The sequence below is a fragment of the Elusimicrobiota bacterium genome (genome assembly GCA_016182905.1).
Classification (GTDB): Bacteria; Elusimicrobiota; Elusimicrobia; order UBA1565; family UBA9628; genus GWA2-66-18.
In genome coordinates, this window is record JACPFR010000005.1 from 77,130 (window position 1) to 98,483 (window position 21,354).

Genomic DNA, 21,354 nt, shown 5'->3' on the forward strand with positions numbered 1-21,354 from the left:
TGGACAGCACAGATGAGCTGCAAAGCGACATGAATTTGATTACGACGGCCGGCCGGTCTGCGGGTGGGGCGGAGCTAGAGCGGGTTGGCGATCGTCTTCACGACAAATGGAAAGCTAGAGATAATTGGCGTCATGCTGACGTGATGCTGAAACTCTGTCAGGAGGTCGGTTCGGGACCGTATCCACGAGCGATGAAGCATAAGCTCCTGAGAAAGTACTCACTTGCGGGGCTGGCGGATCAGGCTCAAACGCCGATTGAGACGTTGATGGGACTTGCGGATTATGTCGGTTCCGACTTAGCCGGTTCTCGAGCGGCTCAAACAAGCGATGAGTGGGCAGGTCAACGCCGAGCTGATGCGATCCTTCGATTGCAGGTGTGGAAGCGGTTGCTGGCTTCTATCGATCCTACTTGGAACCCTAATGATAAGCCGTTGCTCAACGTCGCGCCACCCGCATCCACTGGATTGCCTGCTGGGATCGGTCCGAGCGAGGTCAAGTCACCGCAGCTTCGCGCGCAGTACGAGGCTACAATCGACGCGAATAACCGGAAAGCGGCGAGATATCACGAGCAATACACTTTGAGAAACCGTCAGAAGGGTTTCGTGAGGAGAAATGAGGAGTTTCTTGTTGAAGCCTATTCAAAACCTCCGAGACGCATGGATGAGCTCGAAGGATTGCTGAAGGAGTATGTACCGAACGAGCAGACATCTATAACTCGAATATTGAAGGCCGTAGATGACCGGAGAGATCGCTAATGTCCAATGATCCCGAGGACAAGAGATGATTAGAAGAGACTGCGCAGGCGTTGCGGCGTTCCTGCTTATGCACTGCATTGGCATGGCGGCGGCGGCCGGAGGTGTGAATCCTGCTGCTCCTAAGCCGGAGATGCCGCGTATTTTGAAAACAAACAGGGCAGCGGTAGCGAACTTTAAACATTGGATCGCACTTCAGCATATAGGAGTCAGTGATAAGCCGGTATCGGAATTCATTATTGCATTCTCGCCCGGTGCGTCGAATGGCGAACTGAAATATGCGCAACTCGCGAAAATCATCGTTCTAAGCGATACCGATTATGCGCCCATCTTGGATTTTATTCACGGGTCCGAAAACGCAGGTTCGACCGCGTCCGCTGATAGGGGCTCGTTCCAGATTTCCGTTTTTTCAATGCTCGATATGAACGAGGTTTTTTATATGGCACCTCTGCAATCGGAGGCTTTTTTCTCCTTTTTGTCCGCGCATTTGCAAAAGAATAAGAACATCAAGGCCGACGTGAAGAAGACGGCGGCTGACATGAAGGAATTTTTGTCGCGTATCAAAGCCAAAAAATGAGGCAGAAGGCCATAGCCGGCATGCTCTTTTCGCTTCCCGCGCTCGCGGCAGCCACCGCTTATGGCGGCGAGAATCCTGCGGTTCCGTTACAGCGAGATGACATCGTGAAGATGTCTCCGGCGAAGGCTGCCGCGATCTTGCGAAGCGACGCCAGGAATTATGACGGCTGGTGTGCCGTCGTCACGTATGCGCCTACTGCTCTATTTGCCGACGAGACCGTCAAATCTTCGTTGATCGGCCTTGTCGAGCGAATCAATAAGATCAATGAAGACTGGCGCCATGCCTATGATCGGGGCGAGAACCCTGCCGGTCTCAAGTCCCAAATTGGGGAAGGCTTCGGCGAGTGCCAAGGAGAACTCGCCACTCGTGCGGTCCCAGTCCTCAAAGGAGATAAGCGGGCGCTACGGGCCTTGGTCGAAGGACATCGAGATGCGGCTTTGGATTTCGGCGATGAGGCTGGTCGATTGGCCATTCAGGAGCGGGCCGATCCGAGCTCGTCTCTGGCACTGCGCGCCGAAATGATCGATTTGCTCGGTCGACTGAAAGAAAAGGGAACGTTATCACCATCACTCCAGGAGCAAGCAGAGAAGACAGTGTTCGATGCCTCATCCGATGAGAACGACGGAATCAAAAGAATCGCTATCAGGAACCTGCGGCACTTCTCGAAAGCTAAAGCACTAAAGAGGTTGAAGGAAATATCCGCGACGGACTCGCGGTCTTTCATCCGGAAGAGCGACCAGGAGCAAGTGTTCCCTATTCGAGAGGAAGCAAAAAAGGAACTTGATCGCCTGTTAAAAACGAAATGAACCATGAACACAATGAATAGGACTGTGCTCGGCGGCATGTTCATCGCGCTTCCTGCGCTTATGGGAGCCGCCGCTTTCGGCCAAGAGTTGGTCTTGCCGGAAAGACTACGGCAGTTGCAGGTCGACAAGGGCTCCTTCACTTTGGTCGACGTGCGCGACGTCGGTCAGTACCAGATCCGCCACATCGACGGCGCTATCAATATCCCGAAGGACGCGATTGGATCGGCTGACCTGCCCAAAGGCGGACGGATCATCCTCTACTGCGGCGACGCGCATTGCCCGCTCAGCCACGCGGCGGCCAAGACTTTGATGTCGAACGGCGTCGAGAACATCGGAGTGCTCTACGGCGGAATCGCCCAGTGGGAGAAGAGCGGCTATCCCGTGCTGCCTGTGCCCATCGAGAAGGAGAAGGTGAAGGGCGACATCGACGCGGGGGAACTGCAGGACCGTATTCACAAGACCGGTGCGGTCGTCGTCGTGGACGTGCGCTCTGCCGAGGATTTCACCGCCGGGCATCTTCCAGGAGCCCGCAGCATTCCGCTGGAAAACCTCTCGAAGTCGGTGAAGTCACTCCGAAAGCATTCGGATATCGTGGTCTACGATCGCGTCTCGCAGCGCAGCAAGACCGCAGTGCGGCAGCTGGCCGAGGCGGGCGTCGGCGCGCGTGCGCTGGCGGGCGGAGTCGGGGCGTGGGCGATGAAGGGCTTTCCTTTAGAAGCGGGGTCTCAGAAAGGCTCATAACATGAACAGCGAACGGATTCGCCGCCTGGCGGTTCGGACAGCGCTCGGGTTGTCGCTCGTCGCGGCATCCTGGACCGGCTTCGTCCGTCCTCCGTTCGCCAGGGCCGCCTCCGTCTGCACCGTCGTGAAGCTCGAGCTGGAGCAGAAGGCCGCGCTCGAGCGCGAGGCGTTCAACGCGCACCTCGTCCTGACGAACAACCAGGCGGACACGCCGCTGTCGAGCCTGCGCGTGACGATAAGCATCAAGGACTCGCTCGGCAACCCGGCCGACGCCCTCTTCTTCAATAAGGTGACGGACATCGCCGGCGTCTCCGCCGTCGACGGGACCGGCACGATGCAGCCGGCCGCCGTGGCGGACATCCGCTGGCTCATCATCCCGTCGCCGGGGGCGGGCGGCTCGCAGTACGACGGCACCCAGTACCAGGTCACGGCCCAGATCTCCTACGTCTCGGGAGAGACTCCCGGCCTGAACCCCACGCAGCCCGCGTACATCACGGTCTACCCGCAGCCGCTGCTGAGCCTGGAATACCTGATGCCCTTCGAGGTGTTCGGCGTCGATCCCTTCACCTTGACCGGCTCGACCGAGCCCTTCCCGCTCGGGCTGCGCGTGTCGAACGTGGGCGCCGGCACGGCGGTCAACTTCCAGATCGACTCCGCCCAGCCCGGTATCACGGACAACAAGCAGGGCCTGCCGATCTCGTTCCAGATCGTCGGGGCGTTCCTGAACTCCAGCCCCCTGCCGGCCAACACCTTGACCGTCCCGTTCGGGAACATCCCGCCCGGCGGAAGCTCGCTCGCCTCCTGGCAGATGACCTCTTCCTTCTCCGGCCGCTTCACGGACTTCACCGTCACGGCCACCCACGACGCCTCGCTCGGCGGCGCCCTGACGTCGCTGATCCAGAGCGTGACGACCTACACCTTGATCAAGGACGTGCTCGACGACCAGCCCGGGCGCGACGCGCAGTACGACCTGCTGGTGAACGTGGGCACGCCGCGCAGCCGGATGGAGTCGGACTATCAGTCGGGCCTGGAACCCAAGCCGGACGCCCTCATCGACTCGGACCGCCCCGGCTTCACGCCGGTGCGCAACGTCCCCGCGCACCTGGGCGGGGGATTGTCCGGGTCAAACGGCGTCCTGAACGTCGTCTTCGATCAAGCGGTGCCGACCGGCACCTGGGTCCATACCTCGATCCCGTTCCCTCAGGGCGACTCGGTGCCGCTGACGTCCGTCAGCCGCTCCGACGGCAAACCCATCAACCCGCGCAACGCTTGGATCGCCAAGCACATCGACAAGCTGACGAACACCCGCACCTATTTCCTCCATCTGCTCGACTTCACGTCGTCGGAGCCGGTCGGCTACGCCATGACGTTCAACGCCGCGTCCTTGATCGTCCCGCCCGACCCGATCTCGAATTTGAGCGCGCTGGCGTCCGGACCTGGAGCTTTGTCCTTGAGTTGGAACGCGACGGGGGCGGAGGGCTCAAGCGGCACCATCGTGGGCGGACGCTACGCGATTTTCGCCTCGACCGATCCGTCCGCGGTCCCCGGCGTCGCGGGCGCCGCTGTGAGCTTCTCGACCGTGACGCAGGCCCTGGCCGGGCAGGACTACCTGCTCTCGGGCCTGCTCGGCAACGCCACCTATCAAATCGCGGTCTTCCTGGCCAACGCCGCCGGGCAGTTCTCCTCGGTCTCCAATATGGTCGTCGTTCAGACGTTGGCCAATCCGCCGACGGCCGTCCAGGTCACGTCAATCACGGCGTCCGGGTTCGCCTTGAGTTGGACCACTTCAGCCAACGGCGCCGGGACCGAGTATCAGGTCGCGCTTTCCAGCGGCGAGCAAACGGCCTTCACGGCCGATCAGTCCTCCGCCGTCTTCTCGGGCCTCAACGCCAATCAGACCTATTCCGTGACCTCGGTTGAGCGCAACGGCGCCCAGGCCCTCACGCCGGCCGTCGTCATCGCCGGCGTGACCACGTTGGCCCTCCCGCCGGCCACGACTTCGCCGGCCTTTGTGAGCATCACGACAGACTCGGCGCAGGCGCAATGGCTCCTCGACGGCAACCCGACCGATACGGAGTTCTTCAGCGAGCTTTCCACTTCCGCGTCCCGCGCGCCCGTCTTCGCCGCGAGCGGCTGGGTGCGCGCGCACGACTTCACCTTCGCGGGCCTACCCTCGGGGACCACCTTCTACGGCCAGGTCAAGGCCCGCAACCGGGCCTTGACCGAGACGGCCTACGCCGATTTGGGCGCGATGCGGACCGCGCCCGTGGACAATCTGCCGCCGCTCACGTCGTTGGCGGTGGGCTTGCCGCAGTTTGGCGCGTCGCCGGTCTATATCGCCACCGGCACGATACTGAGCCTGTCCGCCGTGGATGACAAGGCCGTGGAAGGCGACGGCATAGGGCTGGGTGTGGCGCAAACGCTCTTCGCGATCGATTCCAGCAGCTTTACGGCCTACACCGGGACCTTCACGCTCGTCGCCCAAGGCACGCACACGATCCAGTTCTACAGCGTCGACGTGCTGGGCAACGCGGAGATCGCGCGCAGCGCTTTGGTCGCCGTGGCCGCGCCGCCGGCCGCCGTCGTCGATCTCGCCCTTGCCGCCGTCCACCCGTCCTCCGTCACGTTGCGCTGGACCGAGCCGGTCGGGGCCATACCTCAAGTCTCTTACGACTTGAGGCGCGCCACCTTCCCCATTACAACGGACAACTTCGACGCGGCGACGGCGATTCCGGCGCCCGCTCCGGCCTCGTCGGGCACCGTCTTGTCGATCGACGTCGCCGGCGTCACGGAACCCGGGTTCTACGCGGCGCTCGTGAGCCGGAACGCCCTCGGAGGCGTTTCGCCTCTGAGCAACGTGGCGGGGCTCATCCGCAGCACGGTGACCGTGAACGGCTACCCGGAATTGGCGTTCTCGGCCAATCAATCCGTCACCGCGACGTTGCTCTCGCCGGCGGAGGGCAAAGGCGCCGTCGCGTTCGCGAGCGCGGCGCCCGTCGGGCTGATCTTGGTGAGTTCGATCTACGACCTGGGACCCGAGGGCGCCGTCTTTAATCCGTACGCGGCGCTGACCCTCCGCTACTCAGCCGCGACGCTCGCAGCCCTCGGCTTGGTCCCGAGCGATCTGGCGATCTATCAGTACGTCGCGGGCTCGGGCTGGGTGGCGGTCTCGGCCCAAACGCTCAGCGTGGACGATCAGAACGTCATCGCGACCATACCCAGCCTCGCCTCGATCTTCGCCTTGCTCGGCAAGTCGCACGTGCCGCCGACCTTGGCGCTCACGCCGATCAATGGAAGCACGGTCACGACCCCGACGCCTCGAATCACCGCCGTTTATTCAGCAATCGGCCCCGGCGTCGCCCCCGCCACGGTGCGCCTGACGCTCGACGGCGCGGACGCGACCGCGTCGGCGGTCGTGACCGCCTCCGAAGCGAGCTTCACGCCCGATGCGGCGCTCGCCCAGGGCAGCCACACGGTGACGGCCGCGGTCGCCGACTACGCGGGCAACGTCGCGACGGCGAGTTCGACGTTCTTCCTCGACAGCGTCCCGCCGGAGACGACGTTGGTCGTCGGAGACCCTCTGTTCAGCTCGACGACGCTTTTCGTGACCGCCGCGACCCCGCTGGGCTTGACCGCCTCCGAGCCCGCGAGGACCTTCTACGCCGTGGGTTCAAGCACTTTCGCGGCTTACTCCGGGACCTTCACGCTCGTGGCCCTGGGCACTTACACCGTGCAGTTCTACAGCGTCGACCTGGCGGGCAACGTGGAGGCCACGCGCAGCGCGCAAGCGGCCGTGGACGGCCTGCCGCCGCGCACCGCCGCCGCTTTCGGGGAGCCGAAGTTCGCGGGGGACCGGCTCTACGTGAGTTCCACGACGCCGATCGAGTTCTCCGCGGCCGACGACCTGGCCTCCCTGGGCGACGGGAGCGGGGCGGGGGCGGCGCAAACGCTTCTGTCCGTCGATTCGGCCGCTTTCGCGGCAGCCGTCTCCGCGATCAGCCTGTCGTCCGAAGGCGAGCACGCCTTGAGCTGGTACAGCCGCGACTTGCTCGGCAACTCCGAGATTCCCGTGAGCACCTCGATCGTCGTGGACTTGACGCCTCCTCTCACCCAGCTTCTGATCTCCTCGCCGTCCATTACGCAGGCCTCGGGCACGGTGGTCGGACCGGCGACCATCCTGAGCCTTTCCGCCCAGGACCCGGTCTCGGGCGGCGTGGCCTCGGGCGTCAAGGACACGTTCCTCTCCGTTTCGACGAACGTCTTCGCGCCGGCCCCGGTCACCTTCACCCTCTTCGGCGCGGATGGCCCGCGTACCGTTTCCTTCTACAGCCGCGACAACGTCCTCAACGCCGAGCCGCTCGCGAGCGCGACCGTCCTGCTCGACGCGACGCCGCCGGTCAGCGCCGCGACGATCGCTGTACCGCTTTATGTCGCCGCGGACGGCACGCGGTACGTCACCCCGGCCACGCCGATCTCCTTCTCGGCCCAGGACGCGGCCGTCGACGGGGTCGCATCCGGCGTGGGTCGCATCGAGGTCAGCGTGGACGGCGCGGCCTTCGCCGTTTACGCGGCCGGCTTGACCTTCGCCGAAGGTCGGCACGTCGTGCGCTACCGAGCCGTGGACAACGTCGGCAACGTGGAGGCGGAACGCGAGCTCCTGCTCCGCTCGGACGCGACGCCCCCGCTCACGGTGTTCGCGCCTAGCGGGACGTTCTTCACCGCGGCCGACGGCGCGCGTTTCGCCCCGCTGAGCTTCTCTTATTCGCTCCCGGCCGCGGACCCGGTCGTGGGCGACGTCGCCTCGGGCCTGGCCTTCACGCGCTACGCGCTCGATTCCGGGTCCTTCCAGGCCTACGCGACGACGTTCACTTTGACCGAGGGCGTGCGGCGCGTGGACTTCCAGAGCGAGGACAACCTGGGGCATCTCGAACTGCTTCAGAGCGCTACGGTCTTCGTGGACGCCGCGGCGCCTCTCACGGCGCTCGCCATCGGCGCTCCTCAGTTCATCTCCAGCGGCACCGTGTACGTGAGCACGGCGACGCCGTTCTCCTTGAACTCGCAAGACCCGACGGTCGCGGGGACCGCCTCGGGCGTGTCCGGGATTTCCTTCCGGCTTGACGCCGCCGCGTTCGGGCCTTATCTGTCCGTCTTCACGCTCCCCGCGCCGGACGGCCTGAGGAACGTGGCGTGGTCCGCCGCGGACAACGTGGGCAACGTCGAGGCGGAGAAGACCTCAAGCGTGGCGCTCGACGCCACCGCTCCGCAGAGTTCGCTGGTCGTCGTCGGCGGCCGCCAGGTCGCCGGTCCCGATGCCGCGAGCTTCTATGCCTCCTCGGACACTCGCGTGGCCTTCATGTCCTTCGATCCTGTAACGAGCGGAGTAGCGTCAGGCCTGGCCGCGGTCCGCTACCAGGATAACGGCGGGGCGTTCCAGAACTTCGCGGCTCCGCCGGCCCTGGGCGAGGGTCGGCACGCGCTGGGTTATCAGGCCCAGGATAACGTCCTAAACCTGGAGGTCCTGCGCTCGACGACCGTGCTGGTGGATGCGACGCCGCCGGTGACCGCGATTTCCATGGGTGCCCCGACCTTCACGGCCGCGGACGGGACGGTCTACGTCGCCCCGGCGTCGTCGATCTCCTTCTCCGCCGCCGATCCATCCCTGCCGTCGGGCGAGCCCGGCTCGGGGGCGGAGCGCGTCGAGGTCTCCGTCGACGCAGGCGTCTACGCCGCCTTCAACGCCCCGCTCACCTTCTCCGAGGGCCTCCACACGGTCCGCTACCGGGCCTTGGACCGGGTGGGCAACGTGTCGGCGGAGCGCACGCTGGAGCTGCGGTCGGACGCCACGCCTCCGGCGAGCGAGCTGGCGATCGGCGAGCCGAGTTTCTCGCTTTCCAGCGCGACCGTCCTGGTCAGCTCGATGACGCCGTTGTCCATCGCGGCGCAGGACCCGACGGTCAACGCGGTCGCCTCAGGGGTGAAGGAGACGTTCTACCGTTTCGTCGACGTAATGCCTAGCACGGCTCCCTTCCTGGTTTACACGGCTTCATTCACATTCACGGGCGCCGATGGGGCCGGTACGGTCGAGTTCTACTCGCGCGATCAGGTGCTCAACACGGAGCCGGTGCGCTCCCGCGCGCTGCTGCTGGACTCCACGCGTCCCGTGGCCGTCATCGACTCGCCGCACGGCGGGCAGGGCATCTGCTCGGTGGTCAAGGGGATCATCCCGGTGCGGGGCACGGCGCGGGACCTGCATTTCGCGAGTTATCTCCTTGAGTCCGCTCCGGGACGCGACGCCGCCGCCGGCTTCGTGGCGGCGAGCTCCGGGACGGCCGCGGTGGACGCGGGCCTATTGGGGACCTGGGACGCTCGGTCGTTGTCGGGCTGGCAGACCTTGCGGCTGACCGTCTTGGATCAGGTGCGCAACGCCTCCGTCGCGACCCTCAGCGTCTTCGTGGGCGACCCCGGGCGGCTGCTGGTGTTGGGAAGTCACGAGACCTTCAACATGCCCCAGGGCGTGGCGGCCGGCGCGGACGGCCGGATCTACGTCGCCGAGACCAACGACGACCAAGTCCAGGTCTTCTCCGCCACCGGGACTGCGTTGGTTTCCTTCGGGCGCGGCCACGGGCGAGACAATGACGAGGACGCGGGCCTGCGGCTGAACAAGCCCAAGAGCGTGGCGGTGGATGCCGCGGGAGCCATATTCATAGCCGATACCCACAACGACCGGATCTTGAAACTCTCCGCCACGGGACAGGTGCTGCTCGAGGTAGGACGGCGCAAGCCCGGAAGGAAGGACGACGACAAAGACGGCAAGGACAAGGGGAAGAACGAATCTCAGGAGTTCCAGTCGGGGAAGGGGCCGGGAGAGTTCCGCAAGCCCTCAGGCGTCGCGGTCGACGGCGAGGGGAACATCTTCGTCGCGGACACCGACAACAACCGGGTCCAGAAGCTGGGGCCTGACGGTGCTCCTCTGCTCGCCTTCGACCTGCCCCCCGCCTCGGGCGATGGCGAGGACGAGGACCGCGACTGCGAGAGGCCCGAGCTCGGGCGTCCCGTCGGCATCGCCCTGGACGGCGCGGGCAACATCTACGTCGCCGACCCGCGCGGCGCGCGGGCGCTCAAGTTCAGCCCGGCCGGACAACTCCTAATGACTTTGCCCATCCATTCGGAGGGCGAGGGGGGCCGCGGCAAGCCCGGCCGTCCCGAGGGGGTCGCGGTCTCGCCGGACGGCAGCTGCGTGCTGGTCTCGGACCAAAGGTCCTCGCGCGTGATCAAGTTCGACGCGGCGGGCGTCCAGACGCTGGCGTTCGGGGAGCCGGGCAAGATCAAGGACAACAAGCCCCTGCCCAAGCGGCTGGTCCTGCGCAAGCCCGCGGGCTTGGCCCTGGACGCCGGCGGCAAACTCTACGTGGCCGACCGCAACAACGACCGCATCCAGGTGTTCGGGCTTTCGACCGGCGAACCTGCGCTGGTGGTCCCGCCGCCCGCGCATGACCACAACGACGAACATGTCGCCCGGGAGGTGGTGGACAGGGAGGAGGGCGGCAGCGTGGAGCGCGACGACCAGGCCGGGGTGAACATCCCGGCCGGAGCTTTGGCCGAGGACCTCAAGATCACCGTGTCCACGCCTTCCGTCTCCGTTGAGGGCGACCGGGACCGGAACAGGGATGAGCAGAACCTCAAGGTCGTCTCGGCGCCGGTCGAGTACGGCCCCGAAGGGACGAAATTCAAGGAGCCGGTGACCTTGATCCTGCCGTACACTCCCGACCTGATCGCCGCTCAGGGGGTCGCCGAGGACAGCCTCAAGATCCACTACTGGAACAAGGGAAAGGGCGAGTGGGAGGCCCTGGAGTCGGAGGTGGACAAGAAGAACGGCACCATCAAGGCGAAGACCCCGCACTTCTCGCTCTACCAGGTCCTGGGCTCGACGGGACCCGGGACCGCCGCCGCCCCCCTGGCGGCCGACGCCTCCTTCGGCTTCAAGGACCTGTACGCATTCCCCAATCCCGTGCGTGGGCAGGGGCCGGTCACGATCCGCATCCAGCCGGGCCTGGCCGACTCAATCACAGTGAGGGTCTACGACGTGTCGGGCCGTAAGGTCCACGAGTCGTCGAACTTCGTAAACCGCGGCGCCTTCGACGACGGGAACGGGAAAGGCCCGCAGTACACCTATGACCACATCTGGGATGTCTCCGGCGTCGGCTCGGGGGTCTACACCTTCGTCGTGACCGCGACCAAGAGCGGCGAACGGGACATCCATAAGACGGGGAAGGTCGGCCTCATAAAATGAGAGCACTCAAGGTCGCCGGACTGATCGTCCTCTCCGCCCAGGTCTCCTGGGCCGCGGAGACCGCGTCGTTTCTCGACATCGGCGTGGGCGGACGCGCGCTGGGCATGGGCGGCGCCTACACGGCCCTGGCCGACGACGCGAACGCCCTCTACTGGAACCCCGCGGGCTTGGCGCGCCTGGAGAAGCGCGAGGCGACGGCGAGCCATGCCGAGCTGTTCGAGAGCACGCGGCTCGACTTCCTGGCGTACGCGAATCCCACGACGCAGGGCGTCCTCTCGGCGGGGCTCACCTACCTGAGCCAGCCTAAGATTCCGGGGCGCGACAGCCTTGGACGCCCGACGGGAGGATATGACGCCTCGGACGCCGCCGTGAGCCTCGGCTTCGCCCGCAAGCTCGACATGGCCGATTTCGGCGTCTCCGTGAAGTACGTCCGCAGCCACATCGGCTCCGTCGAGGCGCAGACCGTCGCCGTGGACGTGGGCGCCAAACGAGCGCTGGGAAGCCTGGTGTTCGGCGCAGCGTTTCGCAACCTGGGGCCTGGGCTCAAGTACGACAACGAGCGCAACGACCTGCCCCTCAGGCTCGCCGTCGGCGCCGCCTACAAGTTCGCAGGAGGGCACGCGGCCGCAGTCGAGGCCGTCAACGGCCCGCGCGGCGCGGGAACGGACGGCTCCTTCGGCGGGGAGTTCCAGGCGCTCAAGAACGTCTATCTTCGTGCCGGCTACACCACCCAAAGCGCCGTCACCGGCGGCGCAGGCTTCGACGCGGCGCGCGGGTTGACCTTCGGCCTCGGCATGCGCAACGAGAAGTGGAGCATGGACTACGCGATCCTCCCGACCGGCGAGCTCGGGCGATCTCACCGGTTCAGCCTTGGTGCTCGATTTTAGCAGTCGCCTCTATACGGCTAAACCGGAGCAAACTGGAATATGCCGACCAGCCTATCGAGCGGCCATTATCATGAATGAAGAGAAAAAGATGCCTACTTCAGTACGCTACGACGCAGCTCTCCAGCTCGCGTCGCTGAAACGCCCCCGCGATATTAGGCTCGTCGTTCCGCGTCGATGAAGTATGAGCGAACGCCCGCCGAAACGGCGACGGCCATCACCAGACAGCCGATGACCTGGACGGCCGCGCCCAAGCCCACGTCGTGGGTGAGCAGGCCCGCGGTCTCAAGCAGGTAGGTCCAGTCGTGGACGCCGCCGGCCACGAGGTCCAACTGCTGAGCTCTCGCGTCCGCGACGTAGTGCCCGATGCCGAGAAAGTTCTGCCCGAGCCAGAACAGCGCGACGCAGGCGGAGAGCCTCTCCCCGCGCTTAAGGAAGTGGAGCATTGCCGCCCCGGGCAGGAGCAGCTGCATCAAGGTCCCGCCCGCGACCATGATGAAGCGCGCGCCCAACAGGCCGAAGACGACGTGGCCGCCCTCGTGGAAGGCCAAGTTCACGAAGTCCGGCAGCCAGAACGCGCGCATGAGCCACTGCCTGGCCGGGACCATGACAGCGAAAAACAGGACGGCGCCGGCGATATAGGGCGGCGTCCAGAACGTCAGCGCGGCGGCATCGGCCGACTGTGAGGCGGCCATCGGCCTCGCGGACTGCGGCTTCTTGCTCAGCATCTCTGAGCAGACCTGGCAAAACAAGGCGTCGGCGGCATTGTCGTTCCGACAGGACGGGCAGTTCATGTTCAGGAGAGCATGGCGTGTCCGGCGCTTCTTGTCAAGATGGCCGGACTTGGTGAGTTTGCGAACTTTGACGCCCTCGGGCCGCCCTCTCCGACGAGGATTAGGGCTAGACCTGAGCGGTTGTCAGGCGGAGGCCTTTCACCTCACAGAAATAGCGACTGTGATCGTCGGGAAGTGAGAATTCGCATAGCCATCCTGAATGTCATTGAGTAACCCATAAAGCGGGCGTATTATTTAAAAATAGGCCTTTAAACATTATAGACTTGAAAAAATAGGCCTCTTCTGTTATATTAGAGTTAGATTATAGGCCTCCAAGTCATTCTCAGGCTCATAAGAGTGAAAAATGACGCCCTTATCAGAACTCATCTTTGGGACATCAGAAAACAAGGAGGCCAAGCGCCTGCGCCGCTTATTGCGTGCAGGACAGGCTAGAAAGATTGCGCCACGCCTATACACAACCAATCTTACGGACCTGCCCGAGAAGATAGTCCGAGATAACTACCACGAAATCCTTGGGAGGCTTTTTCCCAAAGCAGTCATCAGCCATCGGACCGCGCTGGAAGGAAAGCCTACAGCAAGCTGGGAAGTATTTCTTACCAGCTCTTATCCCCGAAAAGTCGTATTGCCGGGCCTTACAGTCAGAATCATGAAGGGTCCGCCCGCTGGAATTGCGGACAAGCCCTTCATGGTGGGGGACCTCTTCCTCGCATCGGAACCACGAGCATTCCTCGAGAACCTCCAGCCAAGTCGCCGAGGAGCGACCACGTCAAAGGCCATTTCCCGTCAAGAGCTAGAAGAACGTCTTGAAAGAACCCTTCGCCTAAGGGGCGAGAAAGCCCTAAACAATCTACGTGATGAAGCTCGGCGCGTCGCTAACGAATCCGGCTTCCTCGAAGAGTTTAAGTCGCTGGATGCGATCATCGGGGCAATGCTCAAGACAAAACCGGCTTCTGGACTGCAATCAGCATTGGCCAAGGCACGGGCAGCAGGAGAGGCGTTCGATCCGGAGCGGCTAAGAGTATTCGAGGCTCTTTTCTCTGCCCTAAAACAAACTCCGCTACGAGAGACTGCTGAGGCGCATACAAATTCAGAAGCTTTGCGAGTGCTCGCCTTCTTCGAGTCCTACTTTTCAAATTATATTGAAGGGACAAAATTCGAAGTTGATCAGGCGCATGAGATCGTATTTGAAGGGAGGATCCCAATCACGCGTCCAAAGGATGCGCATGATGTCTTAGGAACTTATCGAGTTGTCTCGAACATCGCAGGGCTGAGTGAACGGCCTCAAGCCATGGATTCGTTTTGGACGCTGCTCTCAACTCGCCATGAAGCTATGCTCGGCGCCAGGCCAGAAATTCGGCCAGGCGAGATGAAGATGGACGTCAACCGCGCCGGGGACACGGTATTTGTCGTGCCAGATCTCGTAAGAGGGACGCTGGCAAGAGGCCTTGAGTTTTATAAGGTCCTGGATTCTCCATCGGCTCGGGCGGCGTTCATGATGTTTCTGGTTTCCGAGGTTCACCCTTTTAACGATGGCAACGGCCGTATTGCTCGCGTGATGATGAATGCCGAGCTGGTCGCGGCAGGTTTACGACGGATCATCATCCCAACAGTATTTCGCGACGATTACCTCGGCGCGCTTCGAGCTCTTAGCCGGAGAGGCGATCCTGGCGCTTATCTGCGCATGTTTGATTACGCCCAGTTATTTTCAGCAAGCATCGATTTCTCCGACTTTCCAACTGCGCGGCGGGCATTGGAAGCGGCGAACGCTTTCAAAGACCCCGGAGAAGCGAAGCTCGTCATCCGAAAGAGCGAGTAAGAGGAGTTTCCGTCTCTGGGACTAGTGCCTGAACTGCCGCTGATCCAGAGCCGGAGGTTGTCGCCGATCCGGCACCCGCACCAAAATCCTTGTCGAGATGCGTGTCGAGATGACGCCAAAAACCAACAAAAAACCGCAAACTCGAACAAACTCAAGTTTGCGGTAATTGTCGATTTCTCGACGAGAACTCGATTCTGACAGCGGAACTGCTTCCTGCGCCGGGGGCACCCGTCAGTTTTACAGACCGGTGCTTTTGACCGCTCAGCCACCCTACCATTGCGGCTGCGACAGGGCATTATGGCATTTCAGGGTCGCAGCCGCAACGGTATCAATAAACGGCGGTCTAGGCCCTGCGCAGGGCCGCGATGCGGTCCGCCAGCGGCGGATGCGTCGAGATCAGCGCCAGGAAGCCGCCGCGCCCGCCGGCGATCTTGAGCGTCGCCAGCGCCTCCTGCGTGTCGTGGGGCTCGAAGCGGCGCTGCAGGGCCTGCAGGGCGGCGATCATCTTCTCGCGGCCGCCGAGCTTGGCGCTGCCGGCGTCGGCGCGGAACTCCCGGTGGCGGGAGAACCAGGCGACGACGACCATGCCCAGTATTCCGAGAGCGATCTCGAGCGCGAACACCGTCAGGCGGTCCATCCCCCGGTGGTCGCGGTCGGAGCCGCGGCTCAGCGCGAAGGCGATGACCCGGGCCAGGAACATGACGAAGGCGTTGACCACGCCCTGGATCAAGGTCATCGTGACCATGTCGCCGTTGGCGACGTGGGCGATCTCGTGGGCGAGCACGCCCTCGAGCTCGTCCTGGCTCATGCTCTCGAGCAGGCCGGTCGAGACGGCGACCAGCGCGCGGGACTTCGTCGGGCCCGTGGCGAAGGCGTTGGGCTCGGGGCTGTCGTAGATCCCGACCTCGGGCATCGCCGGCAGGCCCGCGCGGCGCGCGAGGCCGTGGACGGTCCCGACCAGCGGGTGGCCGGAGCGCGCGTCGAGGACCTTGACTCCCATGCTCCACTTGGCCATCACGCGCGACAGGGACAGCGAGACGAAGGCGCCGCCCATGCCCCACGCGAGGCAGAACGCGGCGAGCGAGCCGTAGTCGATGCCCCTCGCGCTCAGGTACGGTCCCACGCCCAGCACCGACAGCAGGACGGAGATGGTGAGGACCACCAGCAGGTTCACGGCCATGAATAGGAACACGCGTTTCATCCAGGTCATTTGATTTACCTCTCCTTGATTTTAGGAAAAACCAGCGAGGCGATCACGCCGCCCGCCAGGATCGTCAGCACGAGCAGAAGGATCCAGAGGTTGAAGTTGCCGCCGAGGACGGCCTTCAGCCAGGTGTGCGCCATCATCTTGATCCCGACCAGGAGCAACACGAGGGCCAGGGCGGTCTTCAGGTGATGGAAGCTGTCGATCATGCCCTCGAGCGCGAAGTACAGGCTGCGCAGGCCGAGGATCGCGAAGACGTTGCTCGTGAAGACGAGGAACGGGTCGGTCGTGATCGCGAATATGGCCGGGATCGAGTCCACCGCGAACACCAGGTCGGTGAACTCGACGACGATGAGCGCCAGCAGCAGCGGCGTCATCATCCACGTCCCGTGCTTCGCCCGGTCCACGGCGTGGTCGACCTGCTCGTCGGCTCCGGGGACGGGGGCCTCGTGGGAGGCCTTGGTGCCCGCCTTCACGAAGAAATGCTCCCCGTGGAAGCGGTCGGTGACGGGGAGGACCTTGCGCGCCCATCGGATGAACGCGCTGCCCGCCGGGTCGGCCTCGTCCTCCTTGATGAGCATCATCTTCAGCGCGGTCAGGATCAGGATCCCGCCGAACAGGTAGATGGTCCAGGAGAAGCGCGCGATCATCTGCGCGCCGACGGCGATCATGACGCCGCGCATGAGCAGGGCGCCGAGGATGCCCCAGAACAGCACGCGGTGGCGGTACAGCGCCGGGACCTTGATCATGCCGAACACCATCGCGATCACGAAGATGTTGTCCACCGAGAGCGACTTCTCGATGAGGTAGCCGGTCAGGAACTTCAGGGCCGCCGCGCGGCCGTCGTTCTGTCCGAGAGGGTTCGCCGCGGACACCGACATCAGGTCCGCGGTCAGCCCGATGCCGTTCCAGTGGCTTTCATAAAGGAAGTAGACCACGGCGGTGAAGGCCAGGCCCAGCGTGATCCACGCCGCGGACCACTTCAGGGCCTCCTTGGTCTTGACCACGTGGGCCTCGCGGTGGAACACCCCGAGGTCGAGGGCCAGAAGGGCGAGGACGAAGGCGATGAACGAGGACCAGATCCAGATCATGCGGCGCTCCTTTGCGACGGCGCCGCGCGAGCACATAAAAAAAGACCTCGCGCGTGCGCGCAAGGTCTTGATCGGCCCTTTCGGGACCCGCTGGACCGGCTCTTTCGAGCGTATTGACGGCCCAGCAGCCGAGGATCTACTCCCCTTACTGAAAACGAGTATAGCATAGGTGACTGATTTTGTCAAGTATGGTATCCTGTACGCATGAGAAAGCTGGTCGAGGGCATCGTCAGGTTCCGCCGCGAGATGCGGCCAGAGTACCGCGCGCAGTTCGCCCACCTGGCACTCGACCAGAAGCCCGACACTTTGTTCGTCGCCTGCTCCGACAGCCGCGTCGTGCCCAACACCTTCGCCTCGACCGACCCCGGCGACCTCTTCGTCCTGCGCAACCCGGGCAACATCATCCCGAGCGAGGCGGCCTCGCGCGCGCCCGCCGCGGCGGGCGCGGCCGCGGCCGTGGAGTTCGCGGTGCGCCGCCTCGGCGTCACCGACGCGGTCGTGTGCGGGCATTCCGACTGCGGCGCGATGAAGGCGCTGTCCTCGGGCACGGAGGCGAGCGGCGGCCCGTTGGCGGCCTGGCTCGAATCGGCGGGGGACTCGCTGCGCGAGCTGGAGCGGCGCCCGGAGCTCTCGCCGGAACGCCCGCTCCACGACCGCCTGGCCCAGGCCCACGCGCTCGTCCAACTCGAGCACCTGAAGACGCACGGGCCGGTGCGGGAGGCGCTGGCCGCCGGACGCCTGCGCCTGCACGCCTGGTGGTTCGACCTCGCCGGCGCCGACGTCCACGCCTGGGAGCCGGAACTGGGCCGGTTCACGCTCATCGACGAGAAGGAGGCGGAGCGCATACTCGCCCGCTCATGAGCGCGCTCACCGTCGTCGTCCCCGCGCACGACGCCGGCCCCTTCCTCCGGGAGGCGGTCGACAGCCTTCTGGCCGAGCGCCTGCCCGGCCTCGAGATCGTCGTCGTCGACGACGGCTCCACCGACGGAAGCCTCCGGTCCGTCGAGCGCCTTCCCATCCGGCTCGTGCGGCAGAAGAACAGGGGCGAGGCGGCGGCGCGCAACGCGGGCGTGCGGGTCGCGACGGCCCCGTTCGTGACCTTCCTCGACGCCGACGACGTCCTGGCCCCGGGGGCGCTCGCCTCCCGGCTCGAGTTCCTGTCGGCTCATCCGGAGGAATGCGCCGTCGGAGGCCTGCCCTCGCGCCTCATCGACGAGAGCGGCCGGACCGCGGCCGAGGTGTTCGCGCGGATGTCGGCGAAGCTCGTTTTCCCTTTCCGGTTGAACGACGCGTTCTATCGCGCCGGGAATTTCTTCCCCGTGTCCTGCTCCCTCTATCTCTACCGGCGCGAGGCGTTCGACCGCGTCGGCCCTTACGACGAGGCCTTGCCGGCCGCGCCCGACTGCGACTTCCATTTCCGGCTCCTGAAGTCCGTCGAGATCCCGGTCCTGCGGGTGCCGGTCTTCGACCGCCGCCTCCACGGGGGCAACCTGTCCTTGACGGGCGCGGGGGCGAAGGCGCCGTCGTTCCGCCCCGAGATCCTCGACGCGGTGCGCCTGATCAACCGCCGCCACGGCTTCGACCCGAAGGAGATCTCCCCGTGGGAGAACGAGTATCTATGAATGAAGGCGCGGTCCTGATCACCGGCGGGGGGAGCGGCATCGGCGCGGCCTGCGCCGCGGAGTTCCTGCGCCGCGGACGCTCCGTCGCCGTCGTCGGCCGCACGGCGAGCCGCCTGAGGGCCGTGAAGGGCGCGCTGGCGCTGGCGGGAGACGTCGGCGACGAGGCCTTCGCGCGCCGCGCCTTCGCGGCGGCGCGCAGGCGCTTCGGCTCCGTGGACGTCCTCGTCAACAACGCGGCCTGGCTCGTCAAGAAGAGCCTCGTCGACACCACGGCCGCGGAGTGGGACGAGACCATGCGCACGAACCTGCGCGGGCCTTTCCTGTTCAGCCGCGAGTTCCTCCGCGCCGCGAGGCCCGGCCGGGCGATCGTCAACATCGGCTCGCTCGGCGGCGTCCAGGGGACCGCGAAGTTCCCCGGCCTCTCGGCCTACACGGTCAGCAAGTACGGGATCACGGGGCTGACCGCGGCGCTCGCCGTCGAGGCGCGGCCGCGGGGCGTCGCGGTGTTCTGCGTCGCCCCGGGCGCCGTGGACACGGCGATGCTCCGCAAGGCGGCGCCGGGCCTGAAGGCCGGGGCCCTTCCCCCGGACGTCGCCCGCGTCGTGGCGGACCTGGCCCTCTCCGACCGCCCCGACCTGCTGTCGGGCGCCGTGATCCCGCTGGACACCAACCGATGAGCGCCAAGGCCTTCGTCACCCGCCGCATGACCTTCTCCGCGGGCCACCGCCTGCACAACGACGCCCTGTCCGCCGAGGAGAACCGCCTCCTCTACGGCAAGTGCGACAACCCCAACGGCCACGGCCACAACTTCACCGTCGAGGTCACGGTCGCCGGCGAGATCGATCCCCGCAGCGGCATGGTGTTCAACCTCCGCGACCTGAAGAAGGTCATGGTCGAGGTCGTCGAGGACGGTCTCGACCACAAGAACCTCAACCTCGACGTCCCCGTGTTCAAGGGCGTGATCCCGACGGCGGAGAACATCGCCGTCGTGATCTGGGACCTGCTCGCCGCGCGCCTGCCGAAGGGCGCCCTCCACGAGGTGAGGCTCGTCGAGACCGAGAACAACTTCGTCTCCTACCGCGGCTAAAGCCGTCCGTGGCGCAGGATGGCCAGCAGGAGCCAGAACGCCATCACGGCCGACAGCAGGAAGCCGCCCAGGCCGAACACCGGGATGCCGCGCCAGTGCGGCGGGATGCCGGCGTGCACGAGCAGCGCCGAGCCGATGACGAGCGCGCCCAGCAGCAGGGCGTAGGCGAGGCGGTTGCTGGCCTGGTCGAGCCCGGTCAGGACCGGCTCGAGGCCCTTGTGCTCGAACTCGATGAGCAGGCGCCCGCGGCGGGCCTGGCGGATGAGCTCCCGCAGCTCGGAGGGCGCCGAGGCCAGCAGGTCCAAGGTCTCGCGTCCGGCGTCCGCGAGGCGCTCGGCGAAGCGGCCGGACGACGCGCGCTCCTCGTGCACGCGGCGCACGAACGGGGCGCAGGCCGTGATCGCGTCGAACCGGGGGTCCAGCCTCAGCGCGAGGCTCTCGAGCTCGGTCAGCGCCTTGACCATCAGGTAGAGCTCGGGCGGGATGCGCACGCCGTGCCGGGCCGTGATCTGGAAGAGCTGCTCGAGCATCCGTCCCAGGCGCCACTCGGCGAGGGGACGGTAGGCGTACTGGTCCATCAGCTCGCCCATGTCGTCCACGAACAAGCGGGGGTCGGGCTCCTCGTCGTAGTCCGCGAGAGAGAGGAGGGCCCGGCCCAGCAGGGCCTCGTCGCGCTCCGTGACGGCGAAGAAGACGTCGGCCAGGCCCTCGCGCGTCGCGCGGTCGAGCCGGCCGGTCATGCCGAAGTCCACGTAGGCGACGACGTGGTCCGCCTGGACGAACAGGTTCCCCGGGTGCGGGTCGGCGTGGAAGAAGCCGTGGTCGAAGATCATCGCGAGGTACTGGCGGCCGAGGTTCTCGGCGACGATCCGGGGATCGAGGCCGGCGCGCTCGATCGCCGCGACGTCCCCGGCCTTGATCCCGCCGACGCGCTCCAAGGTCAGCACGCGCGAGGAGCTCAGGGCCCGGTGCGCCTCGGGGACGCGGACCGTGGGATCGTCCTCGAACTGGCGGGCGAAGCGCTCGGTGTGCGCGGCCTCGAGCGCGAAGTCCATCTCCCGGTCGAGGGAGCGGGAGATCTCGGAGATCACGCGCGTCGGCTTGCGCCGGCTCCACTCGGGGGAGTGCTTCTCGGCCATGGCCGCGAGATGCGACATGATCTCGAGATCCACGGCGACGACGCGCCGGATGTCGGGCCGCTCGATCTTGACGACGACCTCGCGCCCGTCCGCCAGGCGGGCCGCGTGGATCTGCGCGATCGAGGCCGCCGCGAGCGGGCGGGCGTCGAAGCGCGTGAAGAGCTTGGAGACGGGCCGGCCGAGGTCCTCCTCGACGATGCGCCGCGCCTCCTCCTCGGGGAACGGCGGGACGCTGTCCTGGAGCTTGGACAGCTCGCGGAGATACTCGGCGGAGAACAGGTCGGCGCGCGTGGACAGGTACTGCCCGGCCTTGACGAAGGTCGGGCCGAGCTCCTGCAGGGCCAGGCGCACGCGCTCGGCGCGCGACGCCGTCTCCACCGGCGGACGGCTCATGAAGCCGCGCAGGCCGGCCTCGAGATGGGAATCGAGGCGCATCATGTGCAGCAGGTCGCCGAAGCCGTGCTTGGCGAGGACCGCGGCCACCTCACGATAGCGGTTCAGGTGGCGGTACGTCCGCCCCAGGACCTGCAGGCCGCCCATGGCTCCTCCCG

General features: G+C 65.4%; 15 protein-coding genes. 11 read left to right on the forward strand and 4 right to left on the reverse strand.

The features are described 5' to 3' along the window. Positions 1–191: 191 nt before the first annotated feature. Genes HYV14_01645 through HYV14_01670 form a run of 6 tightly spaced genes read left to right on the forward strand, consistent with a single transcriptional unit; the run spans position 192 to position 12,053 of the window. A complete protein-coding gene (locus HYV14_01645) occupies positions 192–755 on the forward strand; it encodes a hypothetical protein (protein MBI2384693.1) in 564 nt (187 codons plus the stop codon). A gap of 25 nt (positions 756–780) precedes the next feature. Beyond that, positions 781–1,329: a hypothetical protein gene (locus tag HYV14_01650; GenBank protein MBI2384694.1), complete on the forward strand. Its 549-nt coding sequence runs from the start codon at positions 781–783 to the stop codon at positions 1,327–1,329. Beyond that, positions 1,326–2,135: a hypothetical protein gene (locus HYV14_01655; protein ID MBI2384695.1), complete on the forward strand. Its 810-nt coding sequence runs from the start codon at positions 1,326–1,328 to the stop codon at positions 2,133–2,135. Before HYV14_01650 ends, HYV14_01655 begins: the two co-directional genes overlap by 4 nt. Before the next feature lie 36 nt (positions 2,136–2,171). Continuing rightward, the gene (locus HYV14_01660) at positions 2,172–2,876 is read left to right on the forward strand and encodes a rhodanese-like domain-containing protein (protein ID MBI2384696.1); all 705 of its coding nucleotides are present in this window, start codon (positions 2,172–2,174) and stop codon (positions 2,874–2,876) included. A 1-nt stretch (position 2,877) separates the two neighbouring features. Continuing rightward, positions 2,878–11,166 (forward strand): hypothetical protein, encoded by an 8,289-nt coding sequence (locus HYV14_01665; protein ID MBI2384697.1) that lies wholly within the window; start codon positions 2,878–2,880, stop codon positions 11,164–11,166. Next, positions 11,163–12,053 carry a PorV/PorQ family protein gene (locus HYV14_01670; GenBank protein ID MBI2384698.1) on the forward strand — a complete coding sequence of 297 codons (891 nt, stop codon included), beginning with the start codon at positions 11,163–11,165 and terminating at the stop codon, positions 12,051–12,053. The genes HYV14_01665 and HYV14_01670 overlap by 4 nt, the downstream gene beginning before the upstream one ends. A gap of 152 nt (positions 12,054–12,205) precedes the next feature. Here the strand turns inward: HYV14_01670 and HYV14_01675 are convergent, their stop codons facing one another. Then, entirely contained in the window at positions 12,206–12,778 is a 573-nt protein-coding gene (locus HYV14_01675) for a hypothetical protein (GenBank protein ID MBI2384699.1), read from the reverse strand. Between the two features lie 409 nt (positions 12,779–13,187). On the opposite strand from HYV14_01675, the gene HYV14_01680 reads away from it, so the two are divergent. Next, on the forward strand, positions 13,188–14,660 hold the full coding sequence (locus tag HYV14_01680; GenBank protein MBI2384700.1) for a Fic family protein: 1,473 nt from the start codon (positions 13,188–13,190) through the stop codon (positions 14,658–14,660). A 343-nt stretch (positions 14,661–15,003) separates the two neighbouring features. Here HYV14_01680 and htpX read toward each other — a convergent pair whose 3' ends face one another. Together htpX and HYV14_01690 are read right to left on the reverse strand one after the other, a co-directional pair. After that, a complete protein-coding gene (gene htpX, locus HYV14_01685; protein ID MBI2384701.1) occupies positions 15,004–15,870 on the reverse strand; it encodes a protease HtpX in 867 nt (288 codons plus the stop codon). A gap of 5 nt (positions 15,871–15,875) precedes the next feature. Further along, the gene (locus HYV14_01690; protein ID MBI2384702.1) at positions 15,876–16,955 is read right to left on the reverse strand and encodes a TerC family protein; all 1,080 of its coding nucleotides are present in this window, start codon (positions 16,953–16,955) and stop codon (positions 15,876–15,878) included. 204 nt (positions 16,956–17,159) lie between these two features. Between HYV14_01690 and HYV14_01695 the strand changes: the two genes are divergently transcribed. Genes HYV14_01695 through HYV14_01710 form a run of 4 tightly spaced genes read left to right on the forward strand, consistent with a single transcriptional unit; the run spans position 17,160 to position 19,664 of the window. Further along, a complete protein-coding gene (locus HYV14_01695) occupies positions 17,160–17,816 on the forward strand; it encodes a carbonic anhydrase (protein ID MBI2384703.1) in 657 nt (218 codons plus the stop codon). Beyond that, complete coding sequence (locus HYV14_01700) at positions 17,813–18,577, forward strand: glycosyltransferase family 2 protein (GenBank protein MBI2384704.1); 765 nt, start codon at positions 17,813–17,815, stop codon at positions 18,575–18,577. The genes HYV14_01695 and HYV14_01700 overlap by 4 nt, the downstream gene beginning before the upstream one ends. Continuing rightward, positions 18,574–19,254: an SDR family oxidoreductase gene (locus tag HYV14_01705; GenBank protein ID MBI2384705.1), complete on the forward strand. Its 681-nt coding sequence runs from the start codon at positions 18,574–18,576 to the stop codon at positions 19,252–19,254. The genes HYV14_01700 and HYV14_01705 overlap by 4 nt, the downstream gene beginning before the upstream one ends. Further along, on the forward strand, positions 19,251–19,664 hold the full coding sequence (locus HYV14_01710; GenBank protein MBI2384706.1) for a 6-carboxytetrahydropterin synthase: 414 nt from the start codon (positions 19,251–19,253) through the stop codon (positions 19,662–19,664). Before HYV14_01705 ends, HYV14_01710 begins: the two co-directional genes overlap by 4 nt. On the opposite strand, the gene HYV14_01715 is transcribed toward HYV14_01710, so the two are convergent. After that, positions 19,661–21,343 (reverse strand): AarF/ABC1/UbiB kinase family protein, encoded by a 1,683-nt coding sequence (locus HYV14_01715; GenBank protein ID MBI2384707.1) that lies wholly within the window; start codon positions 21,341–21,343, stop codon positions 19,661–19,663. The genes HYV14_01710 and HYV14_01715 overlap by 4 nt on opposite strands. Between the last annotated feature and the right edge of the window lie 11 nt (positions 21,344–21,354).

What these genes read in the sequence shown, in the direction of transcription:
- htpX (MBI2384701.1), bottom strand. Translation starts at nt 15,870, where the DNA reads ATGACCTGGATGAAACGCGTGTTCCTATTCATGGCCGTGAACCTGCTG.
- HYV14_01695 (MBI2384703.1), top strand. Translation starts at nt 17,160, where the DNA reads ATGAGAAAGCTGGTCGAGGGCATCGTCAGGTTCCGCCGCGAGATGCGG.
- HYV14_01680 (MBI2384700.1), top strand. Translation starts at nt 13,188, where the DNA reads ATGACGCCCTTATCAGAACTCATCTTTGGGACATCAGAAAACAAGGAG.
- HYV14_01715 (MBI2384707.1), bottom strand. Translation starts at nt 21,343, where the DNA reads ATGGGCGGCCTGCAGGTCCTGGGGCGGACGTACCGCCACCTGAACCGC.
- HYV14_01650 (MBI2384694.1), top strand. Translation starts at nt 781, where the DNA reads ATGATTAGAAGAGACTGCGCAGGCGTTGCGGCGTTCCTGCTTATGCAC.
- HYV14_01645 (MBI2384693.1), top strand. Translation starts at nt 192, where the DNA reads ATGAAGCATAAGCTCCTGAGAAAGTACTCACTTGCGGGGCTGGCGGAT.
- HYV14_01675 (MBI2384699.1), bottom strand. Translation starts at nt 12,778, where the DNA reads ATGCTGAGCAAGAAGCCGCAGTCCGCGAGGCCGATGGCCGCCTCACAG.
- HYV14_01655 (MBI2384695.1), top strand. Translation starts at nt 1,326, where the DNA reads ATGAGGCAGAAGGCCATAGCCGGCATGCTCTTTTCGCTTCCCGCGCTC.
- HYV14_01665 (MBI2384697.1), top strand. Translation starts at nt 2,878, where the DNA reads ATGAACAGCGAACGGATTCGCCGCCTGGCGGTTCGGACAGCGCTCGGG.
- HYV14_01670 (MBI2384698.1), top strand. Translation starts at nt 11,163, where the DNA reads ATGAGAGCACTCAAGGTCGCCGGACTGATCGTCCTCTCCGCCCAGGTC.
- HYV14_01710 (MBI2384706.1), top strand. Translation starts at nt 19,251, where the DNA reads ATGAGCGCCAAGGCCTTCGTCACCCGCCGCATGACCTTCTCCGCGGGC.
- HYV14_01700 (MBI2384704.1), top strand. Translation starts at nt 17,813, where the DNA reads ATGAGCGCGCTCACCGTCGTCGTCCCCGCGCACGACGCCGGCCCCTTC.
- HYV14_01705 (MBI2384705.1), top strand. Translation starts at nt 18,574, where the DNA reads ATGAATGAAGGCGCGGTCCTGATCACCGGCGGGGGGAGCGGCATCGGC.
- HYV14_01660 (MBI2384696.1), top strand. Translation starts at nt 2,172, where the DNA reads ATGTTCATCGCGCTTCCTGCGCTTATGGGAGCCGCCGCTTTCGGCCAA.
- HYV14_01690 (MBI2384702.1), bottom strand. Translation starts at nt 16,955, where the DNA reads ATGATCTGGATCTGGTCCTCGTTCATCGCCTTCGTCCTCGCCCTTCTG.